The 25,431-nt window shown below is 44.7% G+C and carries 23 protein-coding genes; all 23 read left to right on the top strand.

The features are described from left to right. Positions 1 to 31 precede the first annotated feature (31 nt). Entirely contained in the window at positions 32 to 598 is a 567-nt protein-coding gene (locus tag AB4Z45_RS21040; protein WP_441911327.1) for a DUF6115 domain-containing protein, read from the top strand. Further along, positions 591 to 1,166 carry a hypothetical protein gene (locus AB4Z45_RS21045; RefSeq protein ID WP_441911329.1) on the top strand — a complete coding sequence of 192 codons (576 nt, stop codon included), beginning with the start codon at positions 591 to 593 and terminating at the stop codon, positions 1,164 to 1,166. Before AB4Z45_RS21040 ends, AB4Z45_RS21045 begins: the two co-directional genes overlap by 8 nt. Before the next feature lie 183 nt (positions 1,167 to 1,349). After that, positions 1,350 to 2,048: a 30S ribosomal protein S2 gene (rpsB, locus tag AB4Z45_RS21050; protein WP_054028957.1), complete on the top strand. Its 699-nt coding sequence runs from the start codon at positions 1,350 to 1,352 to the stop codon at positions 2,046 to 2,048. A 129-nt stretch (positions 2,049 to 2,177) separates the two neighbouring features. Beyond that, on the top strand, positions 2,178 to 2,843 hold the full coding sequence (tsf, locus tag AB4Z45_RS21055; protein WP_372239011.1) for a translation elongation factor Ts: 666 nt from the start codon (positions 2,178 to 2,180) through the stop codon (positions 2,841 to 2,843). Between the two features lie 103 nt (positions 2,844 to 2,946). Beyond that, the gene (gene pyrH, locus AB4Z45_RS21060) at positions 2,947 to 3,675 is read left to right on the top strand and encodes a UMP kinase (RefSeq protein WP_053377774.1); all 729 of its coding nucleotides are present in this window, start codon (positions 2,947 to 2,949) and stop codon (positions 3,673 to 3,675) included. Then, positions 3,675 to 4,229, top strand: a complete 555-nt coding sequence (gene frr, locus AB4Z45_RS21065) for a ribosome recycling factor (RefSeq protein ID WP_339208952.1) — start codon at positions 3,675 to 3,677, stop codon at positions 4,227 to 4,229. The genes pyrH and frr overlap by 1 nt, the downstream gene beginning before the upstream one ends. 61 nt (positions 4,230 to 4,290) lie before the next feature. Continuing rightward, complete coding sequence (locus AB4Z45_RS21070) at positions 4,291 to 5,055, top strand: isoprenyl transferase (protein WP_076269177.1); 765 nt, start codon at positions 4,291 to 4,293, stop codon at positions 5,053 to 5,055. Between the two features lie 27 nt (positions 5,056 to 5,082). Further along, complete coding sequence (locus AB4Z45_RS21075; protein ID WP_441911330.1) at positions 5,083 to 5,877, top strand: phosphatidate cytidylyltransferase; 795 nt, start codon at positions 5,083 to 5,085, stop codon at positions 5,875 to 5,877. A 16-nt stretch (positions 5,878 to 5,893) separates the two neighbouring features. Then, positions 5,894 to 7,033, top strand: coding sequence for a 1-deoxy-D-xylulose-5-phosphate reductoisomerase (locus AB4Z45_RS21080; protein ID WP_441911332.1), 1,140 nt, complete (start codon positions 5,894 to 5,896; stop codon positions 7,031 to 7,033). 88 nt (positions 7,034 to 7,121) lie between these two features. Then, positions 7,122 to 8,396: an RIP metalloprotease RseP gene (rseP, locus tag AB4Z45_RS21085; RefSeq protein WP_441911333.1), complete on the top strand. Its 1,275-nt coding sequence runs from the start codon at positions 7,122 to 7,124 to the stop codon at positions 8,394 to 8,396. Positions 8,397 to 8,406: 10 nt separating this feature from the next. Beyond that, complete coding sequence (gene proS, locus AB4Z45_RS21090; protein ID WP_441911335.1) at positions 8,407 to 9,855, top strand: proline--tRNA ligase; 1,449 nt, start codon at positions 8,407 to 8,409, stop codon at positions 9,853 to 9,855. 43 nt (positions 9,856 to 9,898) lie between these two features. Further along, the gene (locus AB4Z45_RS21095) at positions 9,899 to 14,206 is read left to right on the top strand and encodes a PolC-type DNA polymerase III (RefSeq protein ID WP_441911336.1); all 4,308 of its coding nucleotides are present in this window, start codon (positions 9,899 to 9,901) and stop codon (positions 14,204 to 14,206) included. Positions 14,207 to 14,375: 169 nt separating this feature from the next. Further along, complete coding sequence (rimP, locus tag AB4Z45_RS21100) at positions 14,376 to 14,837, top strand: ribosome maturation factor RimP (RefSeq protein ID WP_339208958.1); 462 nt, start codon at positions 14,376 to 14,378, stop codon at positions 14,835 to 14,837. Positions 14,838 to 14,875: 38 nt separating this feature from the next. Beyond that, on the top strand, positions 14,876 to 15,973 hold the full coding sequence (gene nusA, locus AB4Z45_RS21105; RefSeq protein WP_054028947.1) for a transcription termination factor NusA: 1,098 nt from the start codon (positions 14,876 to 14,878) through the stop codon (positions 15,971 to 15,973). A 54-nt stretch (positions 15,974 to 16,027) separates the two neighbouring features. Further along, on the top strand, positions 16,028 to 16,342 hold the full coding sequence (gene rnpM, locus AB4Z45_RS21110; RefSeq protein WP_076269184.1) for an RNase P modulator RnpM: 315 nt from the start codon (positions 16,028 to 16,030) through the stop codon (positions 16,340 to 16,342). Beyond that, on the top strand, positions 16,329 to 16,661 hold the full coding sequence (locus tag AB4Z45_RS21115; protein WP_054028945.1) for a L7Ae/L30e/S12e/Gadd45 family ribosomal protein: 333 nt from the start codon (positions 16,329 to 16,331) through the stop codon (positions 16,659 to 16,661). The genes rnpM and AB4Z45_RS21115 overlap by 14 nt, the downstream gene beginning before the upstream one ends. Positions 16,662 to 16,722: 61 nt before the next feature. Then, the gene (infB, locus tag AB4Z45_RS21120) at positions 16,723 to 19,284 is read left to right on the top strand and encodes a translation initiation factor IF-2 (RefSeq protein ID WP_441911374.1); all 2,562 of its coding nucleotides are present in this window, start codon (positions 16,723 to 16,725) and stop codon (positions 19,282 to 19,284) included. A gap of 7 nt (positions 19,285 to 19,291) precedes the next feature. Continuing rightward, positions 19,292 to 19,648: a 30S ribosome-binding factor RbfA gene (rbfA, locus tag AB4Z45_RS21125; RefSeq protein WP_054028943.1), complete on the top strand. Its 357-nt coding sequence runs from the start codon at positions 19,292 to 19,294 to the stop codon at positions 19,646 to 19,648. Further along, a complete protein-coding gene (locus AB4Z45_RS21130; RefSeq protein WP_441911337.1) occupies positions 19,645 to 20,634 on the top strand; it encodes a DHH family phosphoesterase in 990 nt (329 codons plus the stop codon). The genes rbfA and AB4Z45_RS21130 overlap by 4 nt, the downstream gene beginning before the upstream one ends. A gap of 3 nt (positions 20,635 to 20,637) precedes the next feature. Then, on the top strand, positions 20,638 to 21,552 hold the full coding sequence (truB, locus tag AB4Z45_RS21135) for a tRNA pseudouridine(55) synthase TruB (protein WP_441911339.1): 915 nt from the start codon (positions 20,638 to 20,640) through the stop codon (positions 21,550 to 21,552). A 44-nt stretch (positions 21,553 to 21,596) separates the two neighbouring features. Beyond that, a complete protein-coding gene (locus tag AB4Z45_RS21140) occupies positions 21,597 to 22,544 on the top strand; it encodes a bifunctional riboflavin kinase/FAD synthetase (RefSeq protein WP_441911341.1) in 948 nt (315 codons plus the stop codon). Positions 22,545 to 22,757: 213 nt separating this feature from the next. Next, positions 22,758 to 23,027: a 30S ribosomal protein S15 gene (gene rpsO, locus AB4Z45_RS21145; protein ID WP_053375765.1), complete on the top strand. Its 270-nt coding sequence runs from the start codon at positions 22,758 to 22,760 to the stop codon at positions 23,025 to 23,027. 152 nt (positions 23,028 to 23,179) lie between these two features. Next, a complete protein-coding gene (gene pnp, locus AB4Z45_RS21150; protein WP_441911343.1) occupies positions 23,180 to 25,279 on the top strand; it encodes a polyribonucleotide nucleotidyltransferase in 2,100 nt (699 codons plus the stop codon). Positions 25,280 to 25,431: the final 152 nt, after the last annotated feature.

Here is a 25,431-nt window from a genome sequence, read left to right on the forward strand (position 1 = left end):
AAGGCATCCTATGAAAGGCAGGCTATGAACGATGCAGCCATACTTGCAATATATCGTATTACTAGGAGCGGTTGTTATTGTCGGTGCCTTTGTAATGCCTCGTAAGAAGCAGGATACAGCTCTACCGTCACAATCGATGCAAAACATGGAAACCGCGCTGGAGCAGTTTATGGAGAACATGGAGAAGGATAATGAGGATCTCGTGCTCCTCGTTAGAACTGCTCAGCAAGAATCGAAATTAGATGCGGATCGCAAGGAGCAGCGTATTGTAGAATTGGAGCGGAAATGCGAACAGCTCACAGAGCAGTTGCAAAAGAAAATGTCCGAGTCCATGGCCTACATGCGTCCAGTGGAAACCCCATTGCCAGCGGTCTCATTAAATTCGAATGAACAACTTGTTAAAGATGCGCCTGTTGTTGAACATATTATAGAAGAGACAGTGCGGATGAACACTATCCAGGACAGATATAAAGAGCTGTTTACACTTTATGAGCAAGGGAAATCGATTGAAGCGATATCCAAAAAGCTTGGTATGAACAAAGGTGAGGTACAGCTTATTATACAACTCGCTAAGCAGGAGGATTCTGTCCATGCTTAAAAGTCGAGTATTTCTTATGGGATTAGGTGCAGGTATCATCATTGGCGCTTTGTTGTTCCAGCTGATGCTCTCTGGCGAGCAAAGCAGGCAAAGGCTAAGTGACTTAGGAAAAGAGTCAGATGAGAAGCTTTACACTCAACTAGAAGTTGATGCTTTGTTAAAGGCAAATCAAGACTCGCTTCAGCTTAATAAGGACAACACAGGGGGACAGGAGATTAAGCCTGCTACTGATTCTGACAAAGCTAAGGAGCAGACAAGCGAGGCGAAGACTGATAAAGCTGCGCCTACGGCTACGACAGTCCCTGTTCAGGAACAGTCTGAGATCAAGCATGTTATAAGAATTAAAGCAGGCTCTAGTCTGACGATTACAGCAGAGCTGCTTGCTTCTAATAATATTATTAAAGATAAAACCGCTTTTGTATCAAAAATGAAAAAGTCAAAGAAGCTGGTTCGCGCCGGTTATTTTTTGTTTCATGAGGAGATAACGGTTGAAGAAGCCATTCGGATCGTAACCGGCGAGCCTTTAACATCCTCAGAAGTAAATCTTCTAACTGCCAACAAAAAATAGCTATCCTATCTTTTCTGAAACGATTGTTGCATGCGATGTGTATTTATGGTATATTAATTCACGGTGTTAAAAACGCACGCAGGTCAATTTTGTCAAACGGTGCTTCCGCCCGGCGGAAGTTTTGGCGAAAGATGCGACTAGCGGAGGAGCACTAAAAAAACCATTATAGGAGGTGTTGGAGAAATGGCGGTTATTTCCATGAAACAGCTACTAGAAGCTGGGGTACACTTCGGTCATCAGACTCGTCGTTGGAACCCGAAGATGGATCGTTATATCTTCACAGAAAGAAACGGGATTTACATTATTGATTTGCAAAAAACGGTGAAAAAAGTTGACGAAGCTTACAACTTTGTTAAATCGATCGCTGCAGACGGCGGCACTATGCTGTTCGTAGGTACGAAAAAACAAGCTCAAGATTCCGTTAAAGAAGAAGCAGAGCGTTGCGGCAACTTCTACATCAACCAACGTTGGTTGGGCGGTACTTTGACTAACTTCCAAACGATTCAAAAACGTATTGATCGTTTGAAACAACTTGAAAAATGGGCTGAGGACGGCACTTTCGAGGTTCTACCTAAGAAAGAAGTTATCATCCTTAACAAAGAAAAAGACCGTTTGGAAAAATTCCTTGGCGGTATTAAAGGAATGAAAGGTTTGCCAAGCGCGTTGTTCATTATCGACCCACGCAAAGAGCGTATCGCTGTTGCAGAAGCTCGCAAACTTGGTATCCCAATCGTTGGTATCGTTGATACGAACTGTGATCCAGACGAAATTGACTACGTAATCCCAGGTAACGATGATGCAATTCGTGCCGTTAAGTTGTTGACTTCGAAAATGGCTGATGCAATCGTTGAAGCTAACCAAGGCGAACAAACAACGGCTTAATTTAAAGGCTTTAATTAGTCAACAAAGGGTGGTCAGATGGTGATAAACCTCTCACTGCCCTTTTTTTGAATGTAAATCACTAAAAAAACAATTAATGATTCTCGAAGCTACATAGACTTCGTGAAACCTATAGGAGGGCTTACAATGGCAGTTAGTGCTAGCGCGGTAAAAGAGCTTCGTGAAAGAACTGGAGCTGGAATGCTTGATTGCAAGAAAGCTTTGGACGAAACAAACAATGACGTTGAAAAAGCAATTGCAGTACTTCGTGAAAAAGGTTTGGCGGCAGCAGCAAATAAAGCTGGTCGTATTGCAACCGAAGGCGTAGTTGAATCGTATATTCATGCAGGCGGCCGTATCGGCGTTATCGTTGAAGTAAACTGTGAAACGGATTTCGTTGCAAAAACGGATCAATTCCGTGAGTTTGCAAGAGACGTAGCTATGCAAATCGCTGCAGCTAACCCTAAATTCGTTAGCCGTGACGAGGTTTCTTCTGAAGAGCTTGAAAAAGAGCGCGAAATTTTGAAAGCTCAAGCACTTAACGAAGGCAAGCCTGAAAAAATCGTTGAAAAAATGGTTGAAGGCCGTATCTCGAAATACTACGAAGAGTTCTGTCTTCTTGAGCAATCGTTCATTAAAGACCCAGACAAAACAATCTCCGTATTGCTTAATGAAAAAATCAGCAAAATTGGTGAAAACATTTCCATCCGTCGCTTCGTTCGTTATGAGCTTGGTGAAGGCCTAGAGAAAAAAGTTGACAATTTCGTTGAAGAAGTTATGGCTCAAGTTAAACATTAATCCGAACGCACAGGCGGGGCGGGGCGTCCGCCCCGCCTGCTTGTATGATTAGAACATATTTGAAGGACCTCATTTACTGAGGTGCATGATGGAGGTATTAACGTTGGAGCATCCTGTGTATAAACGTATCGTTTTGAAAGTAAGCGGTGAATCATTGTCTGGTCAGGAAGGTTATGGCATTGAAGCGACGGTCATATCTTCAATTGCTGATCAGGTGAAGGAAGTCGTAGCACTTGGCATAGAAGTGGCCATCGTTGTCGGAGGCGGCAACATTTGGCGTGGAATTGCAGGTTCTGCAAAAGGCATAGACCGTGCAACAGCTGATTACATGGGAATGCTGGCTACTCTTATGAATTCACTTGCACTTCAAGATGCACTGGAACAAATCGATGTACCTACTCGCGTACAAACATCGATCGCGATGCAACAAATCGCTGAACCGTACATCAGACGTCGTGCTATCCGTCATTTGGAAAAAGGACGCGTCGTAATCTTTGCTGCAGGAACTGGTAATCCATTTTTCTCAACAGATACAACAGCAGCTCTTCGCGCAGCTGAGATCGAAGCAGAAGTAATATTAATGGCGAAAAACAAAGTGGATGGCGTATATTCTGCTGATCCATTTAAAGATAGCACAGCTGAGAAATTTGAGGAGCTTACATACCTCGACATGCTTAACCGTAATCTAGGCGTAATGGATTCAACCGCAGCTTCACTTTGCATGGATAATAATATTCCTCTTATCGTATTTGCGATTACAGAGAAAGGGAATATTAAACGCGTCGTGCTGGGTGAGAAAATCGGAACGATAGTGAGAGGAAGTGCGAAATAATGCCACAAGAGCTGAAAAAAAACGCAGAAGAACGTATGGATAAAGCGATTTCCGCGCTAAAACGTGATTTGTCGTCTTTGCGCGCTGGTAAAGCTAATTCATCTTTGCTTGACCGTATTCAAGTGGAATACTACGGCGCAATGACGCCTGTCAATCAACTTGCTAACATCAGTACGCCAGACTCTCGTACGTTGTTCATTCAACCATGGGACAAATCGTCGATGTCGGCAATCGAGAAAGCGATTATGAAATCGGATCTTGGACTGACACCTTCCAATGACGGTGCATCGATTCGTCTTTCTATCCCACCGCTTACAGAAGAGCGCCGGGCAGAGCTTGTGAAAACTTCGAAAAAGCTTGGTGAAGAAGCAAAGGTAGCTATTCGCAATATTCGTCGGGATGCTAACGACAGCGTGAAAAAACTTGAGAAAACAACAATTTCTGAAGATGAATCACGTGGTCACCAAGAGGATATTCAGAAGGCAACTGATAAATTTATTGCTGAAGTAGATAAAGTGCTTGTTGCCAAAGAAAAAGAAATTATGGAAGTATAATAATCTCTGGGCCCCTCCGATAGGTGGGGTTTGGTTTTGATTTCGGTTGGGAGGAAGTAAGATGATCGAGCGACTTTGGGCCAAATTAGGCAAATCGTCCTTACAGCCGACTGATTCTGTGGCCTCAGAAAATGTGCCTGAGCATGTTGCAATTATAATGGATGGGAACGGCCGTTGGGCTAAAGATCGCGGATTGCCACGTATGGCTGGTCATCATTCCGGCATGAAAGCGGTCAAACGTATTACCATTGCAGCGGATCGGTTAGGCGTCAAATATTTGACGTTATATGCGTTTTCAACGGAAAACTGGAAGAGACCTAAAGCTGAAGTGGATTTTCTTATGAAGCTTCCGCAGCAATTTCTTGAAATTGAATTAGAAGAATTGATAGCCAACAACGTGCAGGTTCGCATGATGGGACATAAAGAGGATTTGCCTTCATTTACGATCAGTGCAGTTGAAGAAGCCATTATAAAGACCGCTAACAATACAGGGCTAGTTCTAAACTTTGCCTTAAACTATGGAAGCCGTAAGGAAATGCTTGAAGCTGTGAAAAGCATCGCATCTGAGGTTCAGCAAGGAAATCTTGCAATCGATGATATCGATGATAAAGTAATGGCCGATCGTTTGCTTACAAGTGGATTGCCCGATCCAGATTTGCTCATTCGTACAAGCGGTGAATTGCGATTAAGTAATTTTATGATGTGGCAGCTTGCTTATAGTGAATTGTGGTTTACGGATGTGTATTGGCCTGAATTTACGGAAGCGCATTTTCAAGAAGCGATTTTGGAGTATCAGCGCCGCGCGCGTCGATATGGTGGATTGTAGCTTCAAGCGACGGAGTGTGACTTTTCATTGAGACAACGATTGATTACTGGAATTGTAGCAGGTGCAGGCTTCATAGGTTTAACAATAGCAGGCGGATGGTTATATACAACTCTCCTCGTATTGCTAGCTATTATTGGTTTTACTGAATATGCGCGAATGAATGGTGTAGCATGGTCGCATCCGTCAACTTTGCTCGGATATGCGGGTGTGCTACTGTTTGTGCTTCCATGGTCTGATTGGGGAATTGTTATTCCATCTTTCCTGACTATTGTTTGGATACTGGCCTTCTTGCTGCTTGCCCTAACCGTGATTACCAAAAATAAAACGACAATTGATGGCGCCGCACTTATGTTGCTAGGCGCTTTATATGTAGGTTACGGCTTTTCAGCAATGGGCGAAGCTCGTCAAATTGAGGAGCATGGCCTATTGTGGACGTTTTTGTCCTTTGGCTGTATTTGGGCTTCGGATATCGGTGCTTATTTTACTGGACGAGCCATTGGGAAAACGAAGCTATGGCCATCAATCAGCCCGAACAAAACGATCGAAGGCGCTTTAGGCGGCGTATTGTTATCCTTAATCGTATCGGCAGTATTCGCACTCACGATGCCCGATTTTATTGATTTGCCAAAGGCTTTGCTAATCGGTTTAATTGCCGCTGTAGCTGGACAGTTTGGGGATTTGATTCAATCTGCTTATAAACGTGTGAGAGATATAAAGGATACAGGTACGCTTCTGCCAGGACATGGCGGAGTGCTCGACCGATGCGATAGCTGGCTAATCGTGTTTCCGCTGTTAGTGCTTACCGGGCTGCTGCCTGTATAAGTCAGGAGGATTTTGTGTGAAAAAAATAAGTATATTAGGTTCGACAGGTTCAGTCGGAACACAGACGCTGGACGTTATTGCCCATGATCCTGATCGTTATCAGGTTGTTGCCTTGTCCGCTGGTGCGAATGTCGATTTGATTATAGAGCAAGCCAAACAATTTAAACCTTCGCTCGTTAGCTTGGCTTCCAAAGCAGACGCAGAAGCCGCTCGTCCCCATATGCCGCCTGGAACAAAGGTTGTCTATGGCGAAGAAGGACTTGTTGAAGTAGCCGCTGGAACGGACGCTGATGTCGTTGTGACAGCAATTATGGGAAGCAGAGGGCTGCCGGCAACATTGGCGGCGATTGATGCAGGGAAAATGATTGGTTTGGCGAACAAAGAGACACTCGTAACGGCAGGTCATATCGTAATGGAACGTGCGAAACAGCGCGGAGTATCGATTTTGCCGATAGACAGTGAACATTCGGCGATTTTTCAATGCTTAAACGGCGAAGATCGCAAATCTATCAATCAAATTACATTAACAGCCTCCGGCGGCTCCTTTCGTGATCGCACAAGAGAACAGCTTGAGGGTGTAACAGTAGCTGAAGCGCTAAATCATCCCAATTGGTCGATGGGCGCAAAAATTACGATTGATTCAGCGACTATGGTTAATAAAGGGCTAGAAGTTATTGAGGCAAGATGGCTGTTCGATGTTACATACGATCAAATAGGTGTCATTATTCATCCGGAGAGCATCATTCATTCTTATGTGGAGTTTACCGATCACAGCATAATCGCGCAGCTTGGAATGCCGGATATGCGAGTACCGATTCAATATGCGTTGTCATATCCGCAGCGGAATGTAACCCCGACAAGCAGGCTGAACCTGGCACAAATCGGAAAGCTGCATTTTCGCGAGATGGATTTTGAAAGATATCCATGTCTAAGGCTGGCATTCGAGTGTGGGAAGCTAGGTCAATCAGCTCCTGCAGTATACAATGCTGCAAACGAGGTTGCGGTGGCACGGTTTTTGAAGGGTGAAATTACGTTTCTTGACATTGAACGGATATTGGAAACGGTCGTTGGCAAGCACGAAGCAGCTGATATCAATGATTTGCAGATGATCTCAGAAGTGGACGCTTGGGCAAGACAGCTGGCCCAATCCGTATAATGTCGGTTAAATTCCGGTTCTCTTGTATCGGACGGGAGAATAATGATAATCTATGTACAGGCCGTAACGAACAGGAGGCTTCAGCTTAATGCACATGATTCAAGTTGTTTTCTTGACCATACTCGTTTTTTTCGTGATCGTAACGATCCATGAATGGGGTCATTACTATTTCGCAAAACGCGCAGGCATATTGGTGCGAGAATTCGCAATTGGCTTCGGGCCGAAGCTTTTTTCGGTAAAACGTGGCGAAACGAGATATACGCTTCGATTAATACCTGCTGGCGGTTTCGTTCGAATGGCGGGAGAAGATCCAGAAATCATTGATGTTCAGCCCGGTCAAACGATCGCGGTTCGTCTGAAAGACAATAAAGTGACTAGACTTTATTTGGATCGTCTTGATGACCGCAGCGGTGTTATTCGCGGAGAAATCGTTGCGATCGATCTTGAGCGCAAGCTATCTGTTACACTTGACGTAGAAGGGGAAAACGAGATTTTCTCGGTACACCCTACTGCTTTGATGATCGCAAAAGGCAAAGAAACACAAATCGCGCCGCTTGACAGACAATTTGGCAGCAAAACAGTAGCGCAGCGTGCACTTGCTATATTTGCTGGCCCTTTGATGAACTTTGTGCTCGCATTTGTATTGTTTGCTACCTACATTCAGCTAGCAGGTGTTCCTGTTGAGTCGCCTGATAAGCTGCTTGTTAATGAAATATCAGAAGGCATGCCAGCTGATAAAGTAGATTTGAAAAAGGGCGATGTCATCGATGCAGTCAACGGTATCAAAATCGGAGCTGATTTTGATAAAATGATCGCGATTATCGGTAAATCACCGAATGTTCCTGTTAAAATGGATATTATTCGTGACGGCAAAGCTCAGCAAGTTGTTATAACACCTGAACCGAACAAAGAGGGTGTAGGCAAGGTTGGAATCAGTGCAGCATTGCCAACACGTCCGGCTACTTTCTCTGAAACGTTCACAGGCGCAGGCAAGCTCATGAAAAACATGACAGTAAGCATTTTTGAAGGCTTCAAGAAGCTTATTTTCGGAGAGTTCAAGCTTGATGATCTTGGCGGACCTGTACGAACAGCAGAAGTAACGAGCCAGATTGCTCAGCAAGGCATTGCTCAGTTAACATCATGGACAGCACTGCTAAGCTTGTATTTAGGAATATTTAATTTGCTGCCGATTCCTGCCCTTGATGGAAGCCGCCTTATATTCCTCGGAATTGAAGCAATTAGACGCCGGCCGATTGATCCGAACCGTGAGAGCATGGTACATTTTGTCGGTTTCGCGCTCATCATGTTATTAATGCTCGTAGTAACTTATAATGATATTTTACGATTGGTAAAAGGGGAGTAAATAGTCGCTTATGTCTAAGGATAAACAGTTTGTTACAGAAATCACGCCTCAAAGCGAGGATTTCTCCAGATGGTATATTGATGTTATTAAAAAAGCCGAGCTTATGGATTATTCGCCTGTAAGAGGCTGTATCGTATTCCGTCCTGAGGGATATGAGCTTTGGGAAAATATTCAGCGTGATCTTGATCGCCGCTTTAAGGAGACGGGACATCGCAATGCGTATTTCCCGCTCTTTATTCCAGAGAGCTTTTTCCAGAAAGAAAAAGAGCATGTTGAAGGCTTTAATCCCGAGCTGCCTTGGGTAACTGAAGCAGCTGGCGAGAAGCTCGAAGAACGCCTTGCTATTCGTCCTACATCGGAAACGATGTTTGGGCATATGTATTCGAAATGGATTCAATCGTACCGTGATCTTCCGCTGCTCATTAACCAATGGGCAAACGTCGTTCGCTGGGAGAAGCGCACAATGCCATTCCTTCGTACGAGTGAGTTTTTGTGGCAAGAAGGCCATACTGCGCATGAGACAGAAGAGGAAGCGCGTCAAGAGACGATGCAGATGCTTGATGTTTACACGCAGTTCGTTGAAGAATTCCTTGCTATCCCTGTAATCAAAGGTGAAAAAACGCCTTCTGAGCGGTTCGCCGGTGCGGTTGATACGTATTCGATCGAAGCGATGATGAAGGACGGGAAGGCTGTTCAAGCCGGAACATCGCATTATTTGGGTACGAAATTTGCAGTTGCTTTTGATATTAAATTCCTTGATCGTGAGAATACATTGCAATTCGCTCATACAACTTCTTGGGGCGTGAGCACAAGACTAATCGGCGCCCTTATTATGGTTCACGGCGATGATCGTGGTCTGGTGCTGCCTCCTAAAGTTGCTCCAACACAAGTGGTTATGATTCCAATTGGCCCTGCAAAAATGCGCGAGCAGGTTGTTGGCCGTGTGGATGAGCTTTATGCAGAGCTTAAGAAAGCCGGTATTCGCGTACGCGTGGACGATCGTGCTGACGTGAGCCCAGGCTGGAAGTTCAACGAATATGAGATGCGCGGTGTTCCACTACGCCTTGAACTTGGACCGCGTGATATGGAAAATGGACAAGTTGTGCTTGTTTCCAGAGTTACTGGAGAGAAGCGTATTGTACAGCAAGCTAATCTTCTAGCAGAAATAGAAGCCATGCTTGAAGAAACGCATCAAGAAATGTTTAATCGTGCGAAGCAGTTCCGTATTGACAACTCTCGCTCAGTTGAAACGCTTGATGAAATGAAAAGCTTTTTGGAAGAACAGCGCGGCTTCGTAGAAGCTGGCTGGTGCGGCTCTGCTGCTTGCGAGAAGCAGGTCAAGGAAGAAACTGGAGCGACAAGCCGGAATATTCCATTCGCCCCGGAATCGCACAAAAAAACATGTCTCGTATGTGGAGATCCATCCAAACATACCGTTGTATTCGCAAGAGCTTATTAAGGACTGAAGCTAGTTCGGTTCGGATCTTAAGGAGTGGTATTTTATGAGCCAAACCGCAAAAAAACGGCAGAGTTTTGAAATGCTTTTACAGCATATTCAGCTGCCGCAAGAACTTATACAAACCTATTTTCAAGATGGATATATAGATCAAGTTATCGTTAGCAACAGCAATCAAGAATGGACGTTTTGCATCCGCAAAACGTCCATGGTGCCTTTACAGGCCTATAATGGGCTTTGCCAGGCGGCTCGAATGAAGTTTGAGTCTATCGCTGCAGTCAGTTTCTTGCTGATTTATGATCCTGTTGTAGAGACTGAATCCATTGTGCTGCAATACTGGGGTTTGTTCATGGAATGGGCACAGCGCGAGATCGCTTCCGTAAATGGATGGCTGCAGAAATCTTCGATCACGGTTGAAGGAGACTTGCTAACGCTATCTCTCTTAGACAATACGGGATTGGAACTCGCTCGGAAGAAACGATTGGATGATGAAATTATTCGTTTCTTTAATGAGAATTTCCAGCGCGCATGCAAAGTGAAAATGATCGTAAGCGAATCCAGGCAAGATATTTTGGATGAATTCTCCCTTCGGATGGTGCAGGAAGAGCGGGAATATGTGCAGGAGCTGATGGCGAGCGCGCAATCCGAGTCTGAGCTCGTCGATGAGAGTGAAATCAAGCTGGCGGTTGGTTATGATATTCGGGAAGAGCCGGTTCCATTGATGAATATCATCGAAGAAGAGAAAAAAATTACAGTACAAGGTGCGGTATTCGGCCTCGAAGTGAAAGAGCTTCGTAACGGAAGCACATTGTTTACGTTTAACGTGACTGACTTCTCCGACTCTATCGCGATGAAGATGTTTGCGAAGACAAAGGACGATGTGAAAATATTGAACCAGCTTGCCAATGGCAAATGGGTCAAAGCTCGCGGCCGCATAGAATATGATCGCTTCATGCAAGAACCGGAGCTTGTGATGATGCCGAATGATTTGCATGAGGTCAGAACACCTGCTGAGCGTATGGATAAAGCGGAAGAAAAGCGCGTCGAATTTCATCTCCATACAACCATGAGCGCAATGGATGCGGTAACTCCGGTAGATGTCTATATAAAGACGGCTGCCAAATGGGGACATAAGGCGATTGCAGTAACGGACCATAGCAATGTTCAATGTTATCCGGATGCGAATAAGTCGGCCAAAAAACACGGCATAAAAGTGCTTTTTGGTGTTGAAGCGAACATCGTGAACGACGCAGTGCCAATGGTGCTGGAATCAAGGCCTGAGCCGCTTGCGACAGCAACTTATATTGTTTTCGATATTGAGACAACGGGCCTTTCCGTTATTAATAACAAAATTATCGAGCTTGCCGGCGTTAAAATGCGTGATGGCAAAGAGATTGATCGTTTCTCTACCCTTATTGATCCGCATGAAAAAATTCCTTACCACATTACGCAGTTGACTAACATCAATGATGATATGGTAAAAGGGCAGCCGGATATTGAGCCTAAGCTTAGAGAATTTATTGAATTCATTGGTGATGATGTTCTTGTTGCCCACAATGCAAGATTTGATATCGGCTTTATTCAAGCCAACTGCAAAGCTTTCGGCATGCCGGAAGTGAAAAATCCAGTGCTCGATACGCTGGAGCTTGCTCGATTTATTTTTCCAACGCTTAAAAATCATCGTTTGAATACGTTAGCAGATAAATATAAGGTTAGTCTCGACAACCATCACCGCGCTGTAGACGATTCCCTTGCTCTTGGCGGCGTGTTGTATGGCTTGATTGCAGATGCAGCTGAGCGAAATATTACGAATCTACATCAGTTAAATGACTATGTGGGCATTGATTTATCTAATTCTCGGCCTTTCCACAGCAATATTTATGCGCTTAATGCTGTTGGGAAGAAAAATTTATTCAAGCTTATTTCTATCTCGCATACAGAGCATTTCAAACGAGTAGCTACAATTCCAAAAACGAAGCTTGTTGCACACCGTGAAGGCTTGCTCGTTATTTCTGGTTGCGAGAAAGGTGAATTTTTCGAAACGGTTCTAAATAAATCGTACGAAGAAGCGCTTGAGGTTGCACGTTTCTATGATGTCCTTGAAATCCAGCCGATAGATTTCTACATGCACTTAGTTGAAAAGGGGCTAGTAGGCAGCCGAGCGGAGATTGAGCAGGCGCATCGCCGGATTTGCCAAATCGGGGATGAGCTGGGCAAGCCGGTTATTGCTACAGGAAACGTTCATTACTTGAATCCGCGCGACAAAATGTATCGTGACATAACAATTCATGGGATCACTGGTTTTAGCCCGCTTAAGAGTATACGCAAACCAGATGCTCATTTCCGTACAACGGAAGAAATGCTGGAGGAATTTGCATTTTTAGGTGAAGCTAGAGCACGTGAGGTCGTCATTACGAATACAGTAGAGCTTGCTGATCGGTTTGAGCCGTATGATATGTTCCCGACGGGACTATTTGCTCCAATTATTGAGGGTGCCGACGAGGAAATTCGCAACACCTGTTATGACACAGCAAAGTCGATGTATGGGGAAGATCTTCCTCAGGTCGTTATCGACAGGCTGGAGAAAGAACTTATTCCTATTATCAAATTTAAGTTCTCTGCCAACTACTTGATCTCGGAGAAGCTTGTTAAGAAATCCAATGCAGATGGTTATTTGGTCGGATCAAGGGGATCGGTTGGCTCCTCGGTTGTTGCTACATTCCTGGGTATTTCAGAGGTTAATCCGCTGCCTGCCCATTACTTGTGCAAAAACTCGGATTGCAAGCATAGCGAATGGTTTTTGGACGGAAGCATTCCGAGTGGATTCGATTTACCGGATAAATTATGCCCGAAATGCGAGAAGCCGATGAAAGGTGAAGGACAGGATATTCCGTTCGAAACCTTCCTAGGATTCAAAGGCGATAAAGTTCCCGATATCGATTTGAACTTTTCCGGGGACTATCAACCGATTGCCCATAACTATACGAAAGTATTGTTTAGCGAGAAGTGTGTGTTCCGTGCAGGCACGATTGGTACGGTTGCAGAAAAAACAGCTTATGGCTTCGCGAAGAAATATGAGGAAGAACATAGCAAGAAATGGCGCGGAGCGGAGCTTGCGAGACTTGCGAGCGGCTGTACCGGCGTAAAACGAAGCACGGGACAGCATCCAGGCGGTATCGTCGTTGTTCCCGATTATATCGATGTTGAAGATATAACGCCTGTTCAATTTCCAGCAGACGATGTGAATGCGGAATGGAAGACAACTCATTTTGACTATCACGCATTTGATGAAAACTTGCTTAAGCTTGATATTCTGGGGCACGATGACCCGACAATGATGCGGATGCTGCAGGATTTGACCGGCGTTGATCCTACGTCAATTCCGATGAACGATCCTAAAGTCATGAGCATGTTCAACTCGACCAAAGCACTTAACGTGCCAGGCGAGCAAATTCGCTCATCGGTAGCTACTTACGGAGTACCGGAAATGGGAACGAAGTTCGTTCGTCAAATGCTTCAAGAGACGCAGCCTTCATCGTTTGCCGATTTGCTGCAAATTTCCGGATTGTCTCATGGCACGGGAGTTTGGCTTGGAAACGCACAAGAGCTAATCAAGAACGGCACTTGCAACATCAAGACGGTAATTGGCTGCCGGGATGACATCATGTTGTTCTTGATTTATAAAGCTGGAATGGACGCTGGGCTCGCGTTTAAAATTACGGAAAGTGTACGTAAAGGTAAAGGCTTGACGCCAGAGTGGATCGAAGAGATGAAGCGATGCAAGGTGCCGCAGTGGTACATTGATTCTTGCCTGCGGATCGAGTATATGTTCCCGAAAGCACATGCCGCGGCCTACGTCATATCGGCTGTTCGCACCGCCTATTTCAAGCTTTATCATCCAATAGAGTATTATGCTACTTACTTTACAGTAAGAGCGGACGATTTTGATTTGGAGCTGCTTTGCCAAGGATATGATGCGATCTTGCGTAAGCTGATCGAGATCGAAGCCAAAGGATTTAATGCGCTCCCTAAAGAGAAAAACATGGTGTCGCAGCTGGAAATGTCACTTGAGATGACAGCGCGCGGCTTCTCCTTTAAGCCGATCGATCTATATCGTTCTGACGCGACGAAGTTTCTTGTAGATGGGGATTCCCTTATTCCGCCATTTGCTGCGATTGCAGGAATTGGCGATAACGCCGCACGTAATATCGCAGCCTCAAGAGACGATGGCGAGTACTTGTCAATAGAGGATTTCCAAATGAAATCAAAGGCGACAAAAACGATTATTGAGGTTCTTGGAAACATGGGCTGCTTCCGTGGATTACCTGAATCTAATCAGCTTTCACTGTTCTAGAAGCGGCTTGAATAGAAAAGATTTCTTGTCACTATAGTGCGGTTATGTTATAATTTTTCTGGCAATGATGATTATAAAGACTTTGATGCAGAAGAGTGGGGAAACCCACTCTTTACGTTTTGTTAATGGCAAAATGGCATAGTGCGTATAAACAGGAGGTCAACTGAATTTGAGTACATCCAAAATCAAAGCCGCTGTCCAGGAAATGGTTTTACCTTACCTCAGCAGCAATGGATTTGAACTGGTTGATATTGAGTATGTAAAAGAAGGAAGCAATTATTTCCTTCGTATTTTCGTAGATAAAGAAGGCGGCATCGACATCGATGACTGCGGTCGTATCAGCGAATTCATAAGTGAGCAATTGGACAAAAACGATCCAATTACAGATGTTTATTTCTTGGAAGTATCTTCCCCAGGAGCAGAAAGACCGCTTCGGAATGAAGATGAAGTACGTAAAGCAATCGGTAAGCACGTTTACATAACGACATATGAACCGATTAGCGGCGCTAAAGAATTTGAGGGGCTGCTACTTGCATTTGATGGAGAAAATGCAGTCGTTCGTACAGCCAAAAAGGAATATACCATTCCTTACGATAAGGTGGCTGGCGCCAGACTCGCAATCGTGTTCTAAATATTCGTTTCTATATTGAAAGGGGGAAATCCAGTCCAATGAGTATGGATTTTATTGAAGCACTACAAGAAATAGAAAGAGACAAAGGGATTACCAAGGATGTGCTCCTTGAAGCCATTGAGGCTGCTCTTATCTCCAGCTACAAAAGAAATTTTAATACCGCTCAAAATGTACGCGTCGATATTAACCGTCATACTGGTGTTATCAAAGTATACGCCCGCAAGACTGTTGTTGATGAAGTGTTAGATCCGCGTCTGGAAATTACAGTGGAGGCTTCAAGAGAAATCAATCCTCATTATCAGCTTGACGATATTGCGGATATTGAAGTTACGCCGCGTGATTTCGGACGTATCGCTGCTCAAACAGCGAAGCAGGTCGTTACTCAGCGTATTCGTGAGGCTGAGCGCGGATTGATTTATAATGCTTTTATCGATAAAGAGGAAGATATCGTTAACGGTATCGTTCAACGTCAGGATGTTCGCAATTTATTTGTGGATCTAGGCAAGGTTGAGGCTGTATTGCCTTTGACTGAGCTTATGCCGACTGATAAGTTTAAGCATGGTGACCGCGTGAAGTCGTATATTACGAAAGTTGAGAACACGACTAAAGGTCCTCAAATCATTTTATCCCGCACGCATCCTGGCCTTTTAAAACGTTTGTTCGAGCTTGAAGTGCCTGAGATCTATGACGGAGTAGTAGAAATTCGTTCGGTTGCTCGTGAAGCTGGCTTCCGTTCAAAGATTGCGGTTCATTCCCGTAACTCCGAGGTTGATCCAGTTGGTTCATGTGTTGGCCAAAAAGGACTGCGCGTTCAGACGATCGTAAACGAGCTTAAAGGTGAAAAAATCGATATCGTTCGTTGGTCTGAAAGCGTGGATGAATATGTTGCGAATGCACTTAGCCCTTCAAAGGTGCTAGAGGTTATCGTATTCGAACAAGAGAAGATGGCCAGAGTAATCGTGCCGGATTACCAACTATCGCTTGCGATCGGAATTAAAGGTCAGAATGCAAGGCTTGCTGCCAAGCTGACTGGCTGGAAAATCGATATCAAAAGCGAAACGCAGGCAGAGCAGGAGTATGGACGTCCGAAATCAATGACTACGGTCATGCATCAGGATTCAGTTTCCATCGACTAATCTGAATTTTTCAACAGATACGCGTCAATTCAGCTGGCAGAGGAGGGGTGTACAATGAGACCGAGAAAAGTACCGCTTCGCAAATGCGTCGCTTGTCAGGACATGATGCCGAAGAAGGAACTCATTCGGATTGTGCGGACACCGGCCGAAGAGGTGCAGATTGACCTGAAAGGCAAACAAGCTGGCCGCGGTGCATATTTATGCGGTAAAGTCAGTTGCTTTAAATTAGCGAAGAAATCCAAGGCGCTTGATCGAGCACTGAAGCAGCATGTTGGTGAACACATTTACGATCAACTTGAGCAGGATTTTATAGCGGTAGAGGAACAGTTTATTGCTGGTAAGGAGCTGATAAGCGATGAAGCAGAATAAGAGCTTATCGCAGCTTGGCATGGCAATGCGTGCCGGAAAGCTGATTACAGGCGATGAAATTGTCCTCAAAGCTGTAAGAAATAAACAAGTGCATCTCGTTATCCTTGCAGGAGATGCTTCAGACAATACGAAAAAAAAGTTTCGTGACAAATGCAACACCTACGGAATACAACTCGCCGAAGCATTCGACCGTGAGCAACTAGGAAAGGCGATTGGTAAGCCAGAACGGGTTGTAATAGCGGTAACCGATGCGCAATTCGGAAAAATGATTGCGAGTCATCTGAGCCATAATACGGAGGTGGATCATATTGGACAATAAACAAGACAGCAAGGACAATAAAGATAAGCTGCGCGTTTACGAGTATGCCAAGTCACTTAATATGAGCAGCAAAGAAATCATAACGATCCTAAAAAGACTTGATTTGCCAGTCAATAACCATATGAGTGTGATGGAAAACGAAATGGTAAATAAGGTTGAAGGTTTTTTTCGCAATATTAAACAAAATGCAGCTGCAAAGCGCGCGCAAGAGACAACAAATGTAACAGTTTCTGCCGCTCAACCTACTGCCAACAAGCCGCAATCGCAGCAGCCACAACAGCAGGAGAAGAAGCCGCAGCCAGTACAAGAAAATAAAAATACGAATCAAGACAGACAGGGGCCTATGAATTCTATTAATACGAAACCACAAACAACCCAACAGCAATCAGAACAAAGACCAGCAGGACAACAATCAAGTCGTCCAGCATCACAATCAAGCAGCAGCCGTCCTTCACAAGGCAGTTCTAATTCGGGCCGTCCAAGCCAAGGACAAAGCGGACAAGGTAATCGCCCAGCGGGTTCTAACGCGGGTTCAAGCCGTCCATCACAAGGTCAAGGCGGTCAAAGCAGCCGTCCAGCATCATCTGGACAAAGCCGACCTTCACAAGGCGGACAAAGCAATACAGGCATCCGTCCAAGCGCTCCGCGTTCAGACGCAAGCAGCCGTCCAGCACCATCGGGCCAAAGTCGTTTCGACTCTAAGCCAGCACAAGGACAAGCGCGCGGTAACGACAACAGAAACGCAAGACCAGGCCAAAAAAGATTTGAAGACGGCAAACCAGGCGGCTTCAGAGGCAACAATGGCCGTGGTGGTCAAAAAGGTCGCGGCGGCAAGTTCCAACAACAACCGCCACGCGAGAAAATTGACAATACGCCAAAGAAAATTATTGTACGCGGTACAATGACTGTTGGCGAATTGGCAAAATTGCTGCATAAGGATGCATCAGAAGTTATTAAAAAACTGATTTTCCTTGGCGTAATGGCTACGATCAACCAAGAAATCGATATGGATGCGATTCATTTGATCGCAACAGACTACGGGGTAGAGGTTGAAGTGAAAATTCCGGTTGAGGAAGATTCCTTTGAGACTGTAGAAGAAACAGACGAAGATGAAAATTTGGTGACACGTCCACCGGTTGTTACTATTATGGGTCACGTTGACCACGGTAAAACAACTTTGCTTGATGCCATTCGCAAAACGAATGTAACAGGCGGAGAAGCCGGCGGAATTACACAGCACATCGGTGCTTACCAAGTCGAAATTAACCATAAAAAAATTACGTTCCTCGATACACCTGGTCACGAAGCGTTTACGCTTATGCGTGCACGCGGTGCGCAGGTTACGGACATTACGATCATCGTAGTAGCAGCTGATGACGGCATCATGCCGCAAACGGTTGAAGCCATCAACCATGCAAAAGCAGCTGGCGTTCCTATTATCGTAGCGGTTAACAAAATCGATAAGCCAGAAGCGAATACAGAGAAAATCAAACAAGAAATGACTGAATATGAACTCGTTCCGGAAGAGTGGGGCGGCGACACTATTTTCGTCGAAGTTTCCGCTAAACAAAGAATTGGTCTTGAAGGCCTTCTTGAAATGATTTTGCTCGTTGCTGAGATGAATGACTACAAAGCTAACCCGAACAAACGCGCTCGCGCTACTGTTATCGAAGCTGAGCTTGATAAAGGTAAAGGTCCTGTTGCGCGTATTCTCGTTCAACACGGTACTTTGAAAATTGGAGATGCTTTTGTTGCAGGTAACTGCTTCGGCCGTATTAGAGCAATGGTTAATGATAAAGGCCGTCGCTTAAAAGAAGCAGGTCCTTCTACGCCAGTAGAAATTACTGGTCTAACAGAAGTTCCATTAGCTGGAGATCCGTTCATGGTATTTGAAGATGAACGCAAAGCTCGTGATATTGCTGAACGTCGTTCCATTAAACAGCGTCAATCGGATATGGGTGCGAATACACGCGTAACGCTTGATGATCTGTATAACCATATCAAAGATGGTGAAATTAAAGATCTGAACGTTATTATCAAATCCGACGTTCAAGGTTCATCCGAAGCACTTAAAGGCTCGCTCGCAAAAATTGAAATCGAAGGCGTTCGCGTAAAAATCATCCACAGCGGTGTTGGCGCGATTACAGAATCGGATATCATTTTGGCGTCAGCTTCCAATGCTATCGTAATCGGATTTAACGTTCGTCCTGATCCACAAGCAGAAGCAACGATTGCACAAGAAAAAGTTGACGTTCGTATGCACCGCGTTATCTACAACGTAATCGATGAGATTGAACAAGCAATGAAAGGCATGCTTGATCCAATCTACAAAGAGGTTGTTATTGGCCACGCTGAAGTTCGTAACGTATTTAAAGTGACTAAAGTTGGCGCAATTGCAGGTTGTATGATTACTGACGGTAAAATTTCTCGCAACGCTGAAGCACGTTTGGTTCGTGGCGGTATCGTTGTCTTCACAGGCAAAATTGAATCCCTAAAACGTTTCAAAGACGATGCTAAAGAAGTTGCAGCAGGTTATGAGTGCGGTATCACGCTTGATCGTTTCAATGATGTTCGTGAAGGCGATATTATCGAAGCGTTTGTCATGGAATCAGTAGAGAGGTGAGTAAAGCATGGCAAAAATCCGAGTAGGGCGGGTCGGCGAACAGATTAAAAAAGAGCTGAGCCAAATTATACAAACAGAGTTGAAAGATCCTAGAATCGGATTCATTACTGTAACAGGTGTTGAAACTTCGAGTGATCTCTCACAAGCAAAAGTGTATTTAAGCGTGCTTGGCAGCGAAGAGCAGAAGGAAGCGACGCTTAAGGCATTAGCGAGCGGAACTGGATTTATTCGCACAGAGCTTGGCAAGCGCATGCGCCTTCGCCATACACCCGTATTGCTGTTCAAGTTTGACAGCAGTATTGAATATGGCAGCCGCATCGAGGCATTGCTTGAAAACATCAACAATGGGAATTCAGCTCGATGATAAATCAAAGCAGCTATTCGATGCAGCTAGATGAAGCGCTGGCGTTCATGAAAACTTACGATCATTTTTTGGTCGTATCACATGTACAGCCTGACGGTGACGCTATTAGTTCTACTGTTGTCGTAGGCTGGATGCTTGAGAAACTTGGGAAGACGGCAGTGCTGATAAATGAAAGCGAGCTGCCGTCCAGACTTCGTTTCTTGCATCAATTTGATTCAATTCTCAATTACAAGCGCGATGTAACTCAACAAACATTTGATGCCATTATTTCGGTCGATTGTGCGGATTTCAAACGTATTGGAGAGGTAGCGAGCAGCTTTGCACCAGATGCAAAGCTGCTTAATATCGATCATCATCCAACAAACAATGGATTTGGCACCGTAAATGTTATACGAGCAGAAGCTGCGGCTACTGTTGAAATATTGTATGATTTAATCGAGAGGGCAGAAATCGCATTAGATGTGAATTGCGCAACAGCAATCTACACCGGTTTGTTGACCGATACAGGCGGGTTTCGTTATTCAAACACGAGTCCGCGTGTTATGGAGATTGCCTCGCATTTGCTCGCTTTAGGCGTGTCCGGCAATGAGCTCGCTGATCATCTTCTTGAGAAAATGACCATGGCTAAGCTCAAACTTCTCCAGCTCGCACTCAATCGCCTCACATTTACGGATAACTTAGAGATCGGCTGGGTCTATATTGGCAAAGATGATTTGCGCAATACAGGTGCTGTTCCTGAAGATCTAGAAGGAATCGTGAATTATGCGCTTAATGTGGATGGAGTTGAAGTCGGCATTCTATTTAAAGAAACGGAAGACGGTGCAGTCAAAGCAAGCATGCGTTCAGCAGGCAAAGCCAATGTAGCCGCAATTGCGCAAGCATTCGGCGGTGGCGGTCATGTGCGTGCAGCAGGATGCCGGATTGAAGGTTCTTTAACGACCTCGATTGAAGAGCTAGTGGAAGCAGTCAGAAAGGCGTTGATTTAAGCGATGGACGGCATTTTGGCAGTTTGGAAGCCTGAAGGCTGGACTTCTCATGATGTGGTTGCAAAAGTGCGCCGAGTGCTAAAGATGAAGCGAATTGGTCATACAGGAACGCTTGATCCTATGGTTACGGGTGTATTGCCGCTATGTCTTGGGCGTGCAACGAGAGTAGTCGAATATGTGCAAGAGCGGCCTAAGTCATATGAAGCCGTATTGCAGCTTGGAATTGCAACAGATACAGAAGACATAACGGGTACAGTTATTGAGCGGCAAACGCCAATATCGGTTACAGAAGAAGATGTTCGCCATGCGCTGTCGCAGTTTTTAGGCGAGATTGATCAAGTACCTCCCATGTATTCCGCTGTCAAAGTTGATGGCAAGCGATTGTACGAGTTAGCTAGAGAAGGAAAGACCGTTGAGCGGAAATCGAGAAAAGTAACGATTCATCAAATAGATCTCATTGATACTCAGCTCGATCTTGATCAGCCTCAGATTTCGTTTTCTGTCGTTTGTTCAAAAGGTACATACATTCGGACGTTATGTGTAGACATCGGCAAAGCATTAGGTGTTCCTGCTACGATGGCCCATTTGACGCGAACGATGTCAGGCGGTATTACAAAGGAAAGCTGTTTGACGCTTGAGCAAATTGAGCAATTGCAGCAATCCGGTGAATTAAGCGGACATATCATTTCCGCCGATGAAGCCATTACACATTTGGATCGTGTGACGATTCCAGAATCGTTTGGGAAACTTGCACTGCAAGGACAGAAAGTTAGTCTCAGCCATTCCGTAGAACATGCAGCATTGACTTTAGATGGACAACTTATACGTCTTTATAATGATCAAAGCTCGTTTCTAGGTATTTTTCAGATTGATTTGAATGCAAATGTTTTCAAGCCAATCAAAGTGTTTTCAGCTTAGCTTATCGTTGTAGAAAGTTAATAGGAAATGCAGGTGCTTCAGCGTTGGAAATTATTCCATTAAGTTTTCCTTTAAACGGTTTGTCCACGTTGTCGCTGGACAAACCGCTTTCCATAGCAATCGGTCATTTTGACGGGGTTCATCGTGGACATCAGAACGTGATTCGCCAAGCTGTAAATGCGGCGAAGGAATCCGAGATGCTATCAGCGGTTTTGACATTTGATCCTCATCCGAAGGAAGTTCTCGGACAAGGTGAGCAATATTATCGTTGCCTTACGCCTTTTGATGCGAAGACAGCGTTATTTGCAGAGCTTGGCGTAGATCTTGTATTCATAATGAAGTTTGATCTTGAGTTTGCTTCAGTAACACCTGAGCGCTTCGTCAATGAGGTTCTGCGCACACTTCGTGCTAAGCAGGTCGTTGTAGGCTTTGATTTCAACTTCGGCCACAAAGGCTCAGGTAATGCAGAGACTTTGAAGCAGCTGGCAGAGCCTGATATTTCTGTTCATATCATTGAGCCTTTGATCGAGAACGGGATAAAAGTTAGCAGTACTTATATCCGTGAAGCTCTTGAGCAAGGTGATCTTGAACTGGCAGAACGATTGCTTGGCAGGCCATATGAAGTTGAAGGGATCGTTGTTCATGGGGACAAAAGAGGTCGTACGATCGGGTTCCCAACAGCAAACCTGCAATTTAATGCCCCATATATCGCGCCAAGGCTTGGCGTTTATGCGGTAATGGCTTGGATTGGTGATACCGCATACCCTGGTGTTTTAAACTATGGCTTAAAACCAACCTTTAACAAAGATGAGCTGAAACCTGTAATGGAGGCTCATTTGTTTGACTTCAACAGCGATATATACGGTGAGCATATGCGTTTGCAATTGCTATCGTTTATCCGTTCGGAGAAAAAATTCAATTCCATTGCCGAGCTTGTTGAGCAGATTGGATCTGATTCTGAGCAAGCGAAGGCGATTCATGGTTACAACTAACTAATCGTATCAACCATTCGTGTGAAAACGGATGTTGGGCATTCTTTATTTATGATCCTCGACATTCGTCTACCTTATGTGTTATACTATAAAACGTTGTAAGTAGTCATACATTTTGTGTGACATACGGACAAACTTAACCTTAGCTTGGATGTCCGATCTCACCGACGGCTTCGAGGCTAATGGCGATTATCAAGAAGGAGGTGAATTAGGATGGCAATTACACAAGTACGTAAAAACGAACTGATTGAGACGCATAAGACACATGCAACTGATACGGGTTCCCCGGAAGTTCAAGTGGCTATCCTGACTGAAAACATCGTTAACTTGACTCAACATTTGCGGGAGCACAAGAAAGATCATCATTCCCGTCGTGGTTTGCTCAAGATGGTAGGTCAGCGCCGTAAGCTGCTTGCATACCTTAAAAACAATGATGTTAGACGTTACAGCGCATTGATCGAAAAACTCGGCCTTCGCCGCTAAAACATGCGTAAAGAAAAGCAACCTGGTTGTCCAGCCGTCCGGGAATAACGGATGAGCGGATTCGGGTTGCTTTTTGTAATAGGGAAACACTCGGAATAAACTGCCAATTAGCAGTGAAATAGACTAATCGAATAACAATTAGGAGGGATAAAATGGTACAACGAATTGAGATGATGGTAGGCGGAAGACCGCTATCCATTGAAACCGGCCGCCTTGCGAAGCAGGCGAATGCAGCAGTCACTGTTCAGTATGGTGATACTGTCGTATTGTGTACGGTAACAGCGTCAGCAGGTCCGAAGGATCTGGATTTCTTCCCATTGACTGTTAACTATGAAGAACGTTTGTATGCTGTTGGTAAAATTCCAGGTGGATTCATTAAACGTGAAGGCCGTCCAAGCGAGAAGGCGATTTTATCCAGCCGACTTACGGACAGGCCTATTCGTCCGTTATTCCCAGAAGGTTTCCGGAATGACGTTCAAGTCATGAACATTGTAATGAGTGTGGATCAAGATTGTTCGCCAGAAATTGCGGCTATGATCGGTACATCTGCTGCACTATCCATTTCTGATGTTCCATTTGATGGTCCAATTGGCGGAGTAAACGTTGGACGTGTTAATGGCGAATTCATTATTAATCCGACGGTGGAGCAAAGCGTAGAAACGGATATTTTTGTAGTTGTCGCAGGAACGAAAGATGCGATCATGATGGTGGAAGCAGAAGCAAACGAAGTTTCTGAAGCAGTAATGCTTGAAGCGATTATGTTTGGTCATGACGAAATCAAAAAGATCGTAGCAAAAATAGAAGAGCTGCAAGCTGTAGCCGGCAAACCGAAAATGGAAGTTAAGCTACATACTGTAAATGAGCAAGTGAATGCTGATGTTCGCGCTTATGCTTCTGCTGGTTTGGTTGAAGCGATTAAGGTGGAAGAAAAGCATGCTCGTCAAGACGCAATTGACGCAGTTAACAGCGCAGCAGTTGCTCACTTTGAAGAGCAATATATCGATACGCCAGAACTACTCTCTGATGTTAAAGAAGTTCTTTATGACATCGTGAAGGAAGAAGTACGTCGTCTTATTTCTCATGATAAGGTTCGTCCAGATGGCCGTTCGCTTGATGAAATTCGTCCAATCGATTGTGATGTGGCAATTTTGCCTCGCACACATGGAACAGGGCTGTTTACTCGTGGACAAACACAAGCACTAAGTATTTGTACGCTTGGCGCAATGGGCGACGTTCAAATTTTGGATGGCATTTCGCCTGAAGAAACAAAACGTTTCATGCATCACTATAACTTCCCGCCGTTCAGCGTTGGTGAAGCTCGTCCGCTTCGTCCGCCAGGCCGTCGTGAAATCGGGCATGGTGCTCTCGGAGAACGTGCACTTTCCAAAGTTATTCCATCTGAAGCTGAATTCCCTTACACGATTCGTCTTGTTTCGGAAGTTTTGGAATCTAACGGTTCTTCTTCACAAGCAAGCATTTGCGCAAGCACACTTGCTATGATGGATGCAGGGGTACCAATCAAAGCGCCAGTAGCTGGTATTGCTATGGGTCTAATTAAAGATGGCGATCACTTTGCAATTCTTTCTGATATTCAAGGGATGGAAGATCATCTCGGCGATATGGACTTTAAAGTTGCAGGTACAGCTGAAGGCGTTACAGCTATTCAAATGGATATCAAGATTGCCGGCATCAACCGCGCTATTTTGGAGCAATCGCTGGAACAAGCTCGCCTAGGCCGTATTTTCATCCTAGGTAAAATGCTCGAAAGCTTGCCGACTACTCGTCCAAACTTATCGAAGTATGCACCGAAAATTTTGACGCTTCGCATTAATCCGGACAAAATCCGCGATGTTATTGGCGCAGGCGGAAAAATCATCAACAAAATCATTGAAGAAACTGGCGTGAAAATCGATATCGAGCAAGACGGAATGGTATTTATCGCTTCTTCAAACGAAGAGATGAACCAAAAAGCTAAATCGATTATCGAAGGTATCGTTAAAGAAGTGGTTGTTGGTGAAATTTATATGGGTACGGTTAAGCGCGTTGAGAAGTTCGGTGCATTTGTTGAAATTCTGCCGAACAAAGATGGACTTGTCCATATTTCTCAATTGTCGAATGAACGTGTTGCAAAAACAGAGGATGTCGTTAACATTGGCGACCAAATCAAAGTTAAAGTAACCGAAATTGACGGACAAGGCCGTATTAACTTGTCTGCCAAAATTTTGATGACGCCAGAAGCATCGCCGCAATAAGCTTTTAATGCTTGGCGGTCCTATAAATAAGAAGAAAAGAGACAGATTTGATCTGGCTCTTTTTGTTTTTTTAAGCGACATCCGGTCACCATCTTGCCCAGCCGCTGCATATTCTCGTCCTACTTTTCATACATATGAATTAACATGCCGAA

This window comes from Paenibacillus sp. MCAF9 (assembly GCF_052114265.1).
Taxonomy (GTDB): Bacteria; Bacillota; Bacilli; order Paenibacillales; family Paenibacillaceae; genus Pristimantibacillus.

Coding starts and splice junctions, on each gene's coding strand:
- AB4Z45_RS21040 (WP_441911327.1), top strand. CDS start 32: ATGCAGCCATACTTGCAATATATCGTATTACTAGGAGCGGTTGTTATT.
- AB4Z45_RS21045 (WP_441911329.1), top strand. CDS start 591: ATGCTTAAAAGTCGAGTATTTCTTATGGGATTAGGTGCAGGTATCATC.
- rpsB (WP_054028957.1), top strand. CDS start 1,350: ATGGCGGTTATTTCCATGAAACAGCTACTAGAAGCTGGGGTACACTTC.
- frr (WP_339208952.1), top strand. CDS start 3,675: ATGCCACAAGAGCTGAAAAAAAACGCAGAAGAACGTATGGATAAAGCG.
- AB4Z45_RS21070 (WP_076269177.1), top strand. CDS start 4,291: ATGATCGAGCGACTTTGGGCCAAATTAGGCAAATCGTCCTTACAGCCG.
- rseP (WP_441911333.1), top strand. CDS start 7,122: ATGCACATGATTCAAGTTGTTTTCTTGACCATACTCGTTTTTTTCGTG.
- proS (WP_441911335.1), top strand. CDS start 8,407: ATGTCTAAGGATAAACAGTTTGTTACAGAAATCACGCCTCAAAGCGAG.
- AB4Z45_RS21095 (WP_441911336.1), top strand. CDS start 9,899: ATGAGCCAAACCGCAAAAAAACGGCAGAGTTTTGAAATGCTTTTACAG.
- nusA (WP_054028947.1), top strand. CDS start 14,876: ATGAGTATGGATTTTATTGAAGCACTACAAGAAATAGAAAGAGACAAA.
- rnpM (WP_076269184.1), top strand. CDS start 16,028: ATGAGACCGAGAAAAGTACCGCTTCGCAAATGCGTCGCTTGTCAGGAC.
- AB4Z45_RS21115 (WP_054028945.1), top strand. CDS start 16,329: ATGAAGCAGAATAAGAGCTTATCGCAGCTTGGCATGGCAATGCGTGCC.
- infB (WP_441911374.1), top strand. CDS start 16,723: ATGAGCAGCAAAGAAATCATAACGATCCTAAAAAGACTTGATTTGCCA.
- rbfA (WP_054028943.1), top strand. CDS start 19,292: ATGGCAAAAATCCGAGTAGGGCGGGTCGGCGAACAGATTAAAAAAGAG.
- AB4Z45_RS21130 (WP_441911337.1), top strand. CDS start 19,645: ATGATAAATCAAAGCAGCTATTCGATGCAGCTAGATGAAGCGCTGGCG.
- truB (WP_441911339.1), top strand. CDS start 20,638: ATGGACGGCATTTTGGCAGTTTGGAAGCCTGAAGGCTGGACTTCTCAT.
- rpsO (WP_053375765.1), top strand. CDS start 22,758: ATGGCAATTACACAAGTACGTAAAAACGAACTGATTGAGACGCATAAG.
- pnp (WP_441911343.1), top strand. CDS start 23,180: ATGGTACAACGAATTGAGATGATGGTAGGCGGAAGACCGCTATCCATT.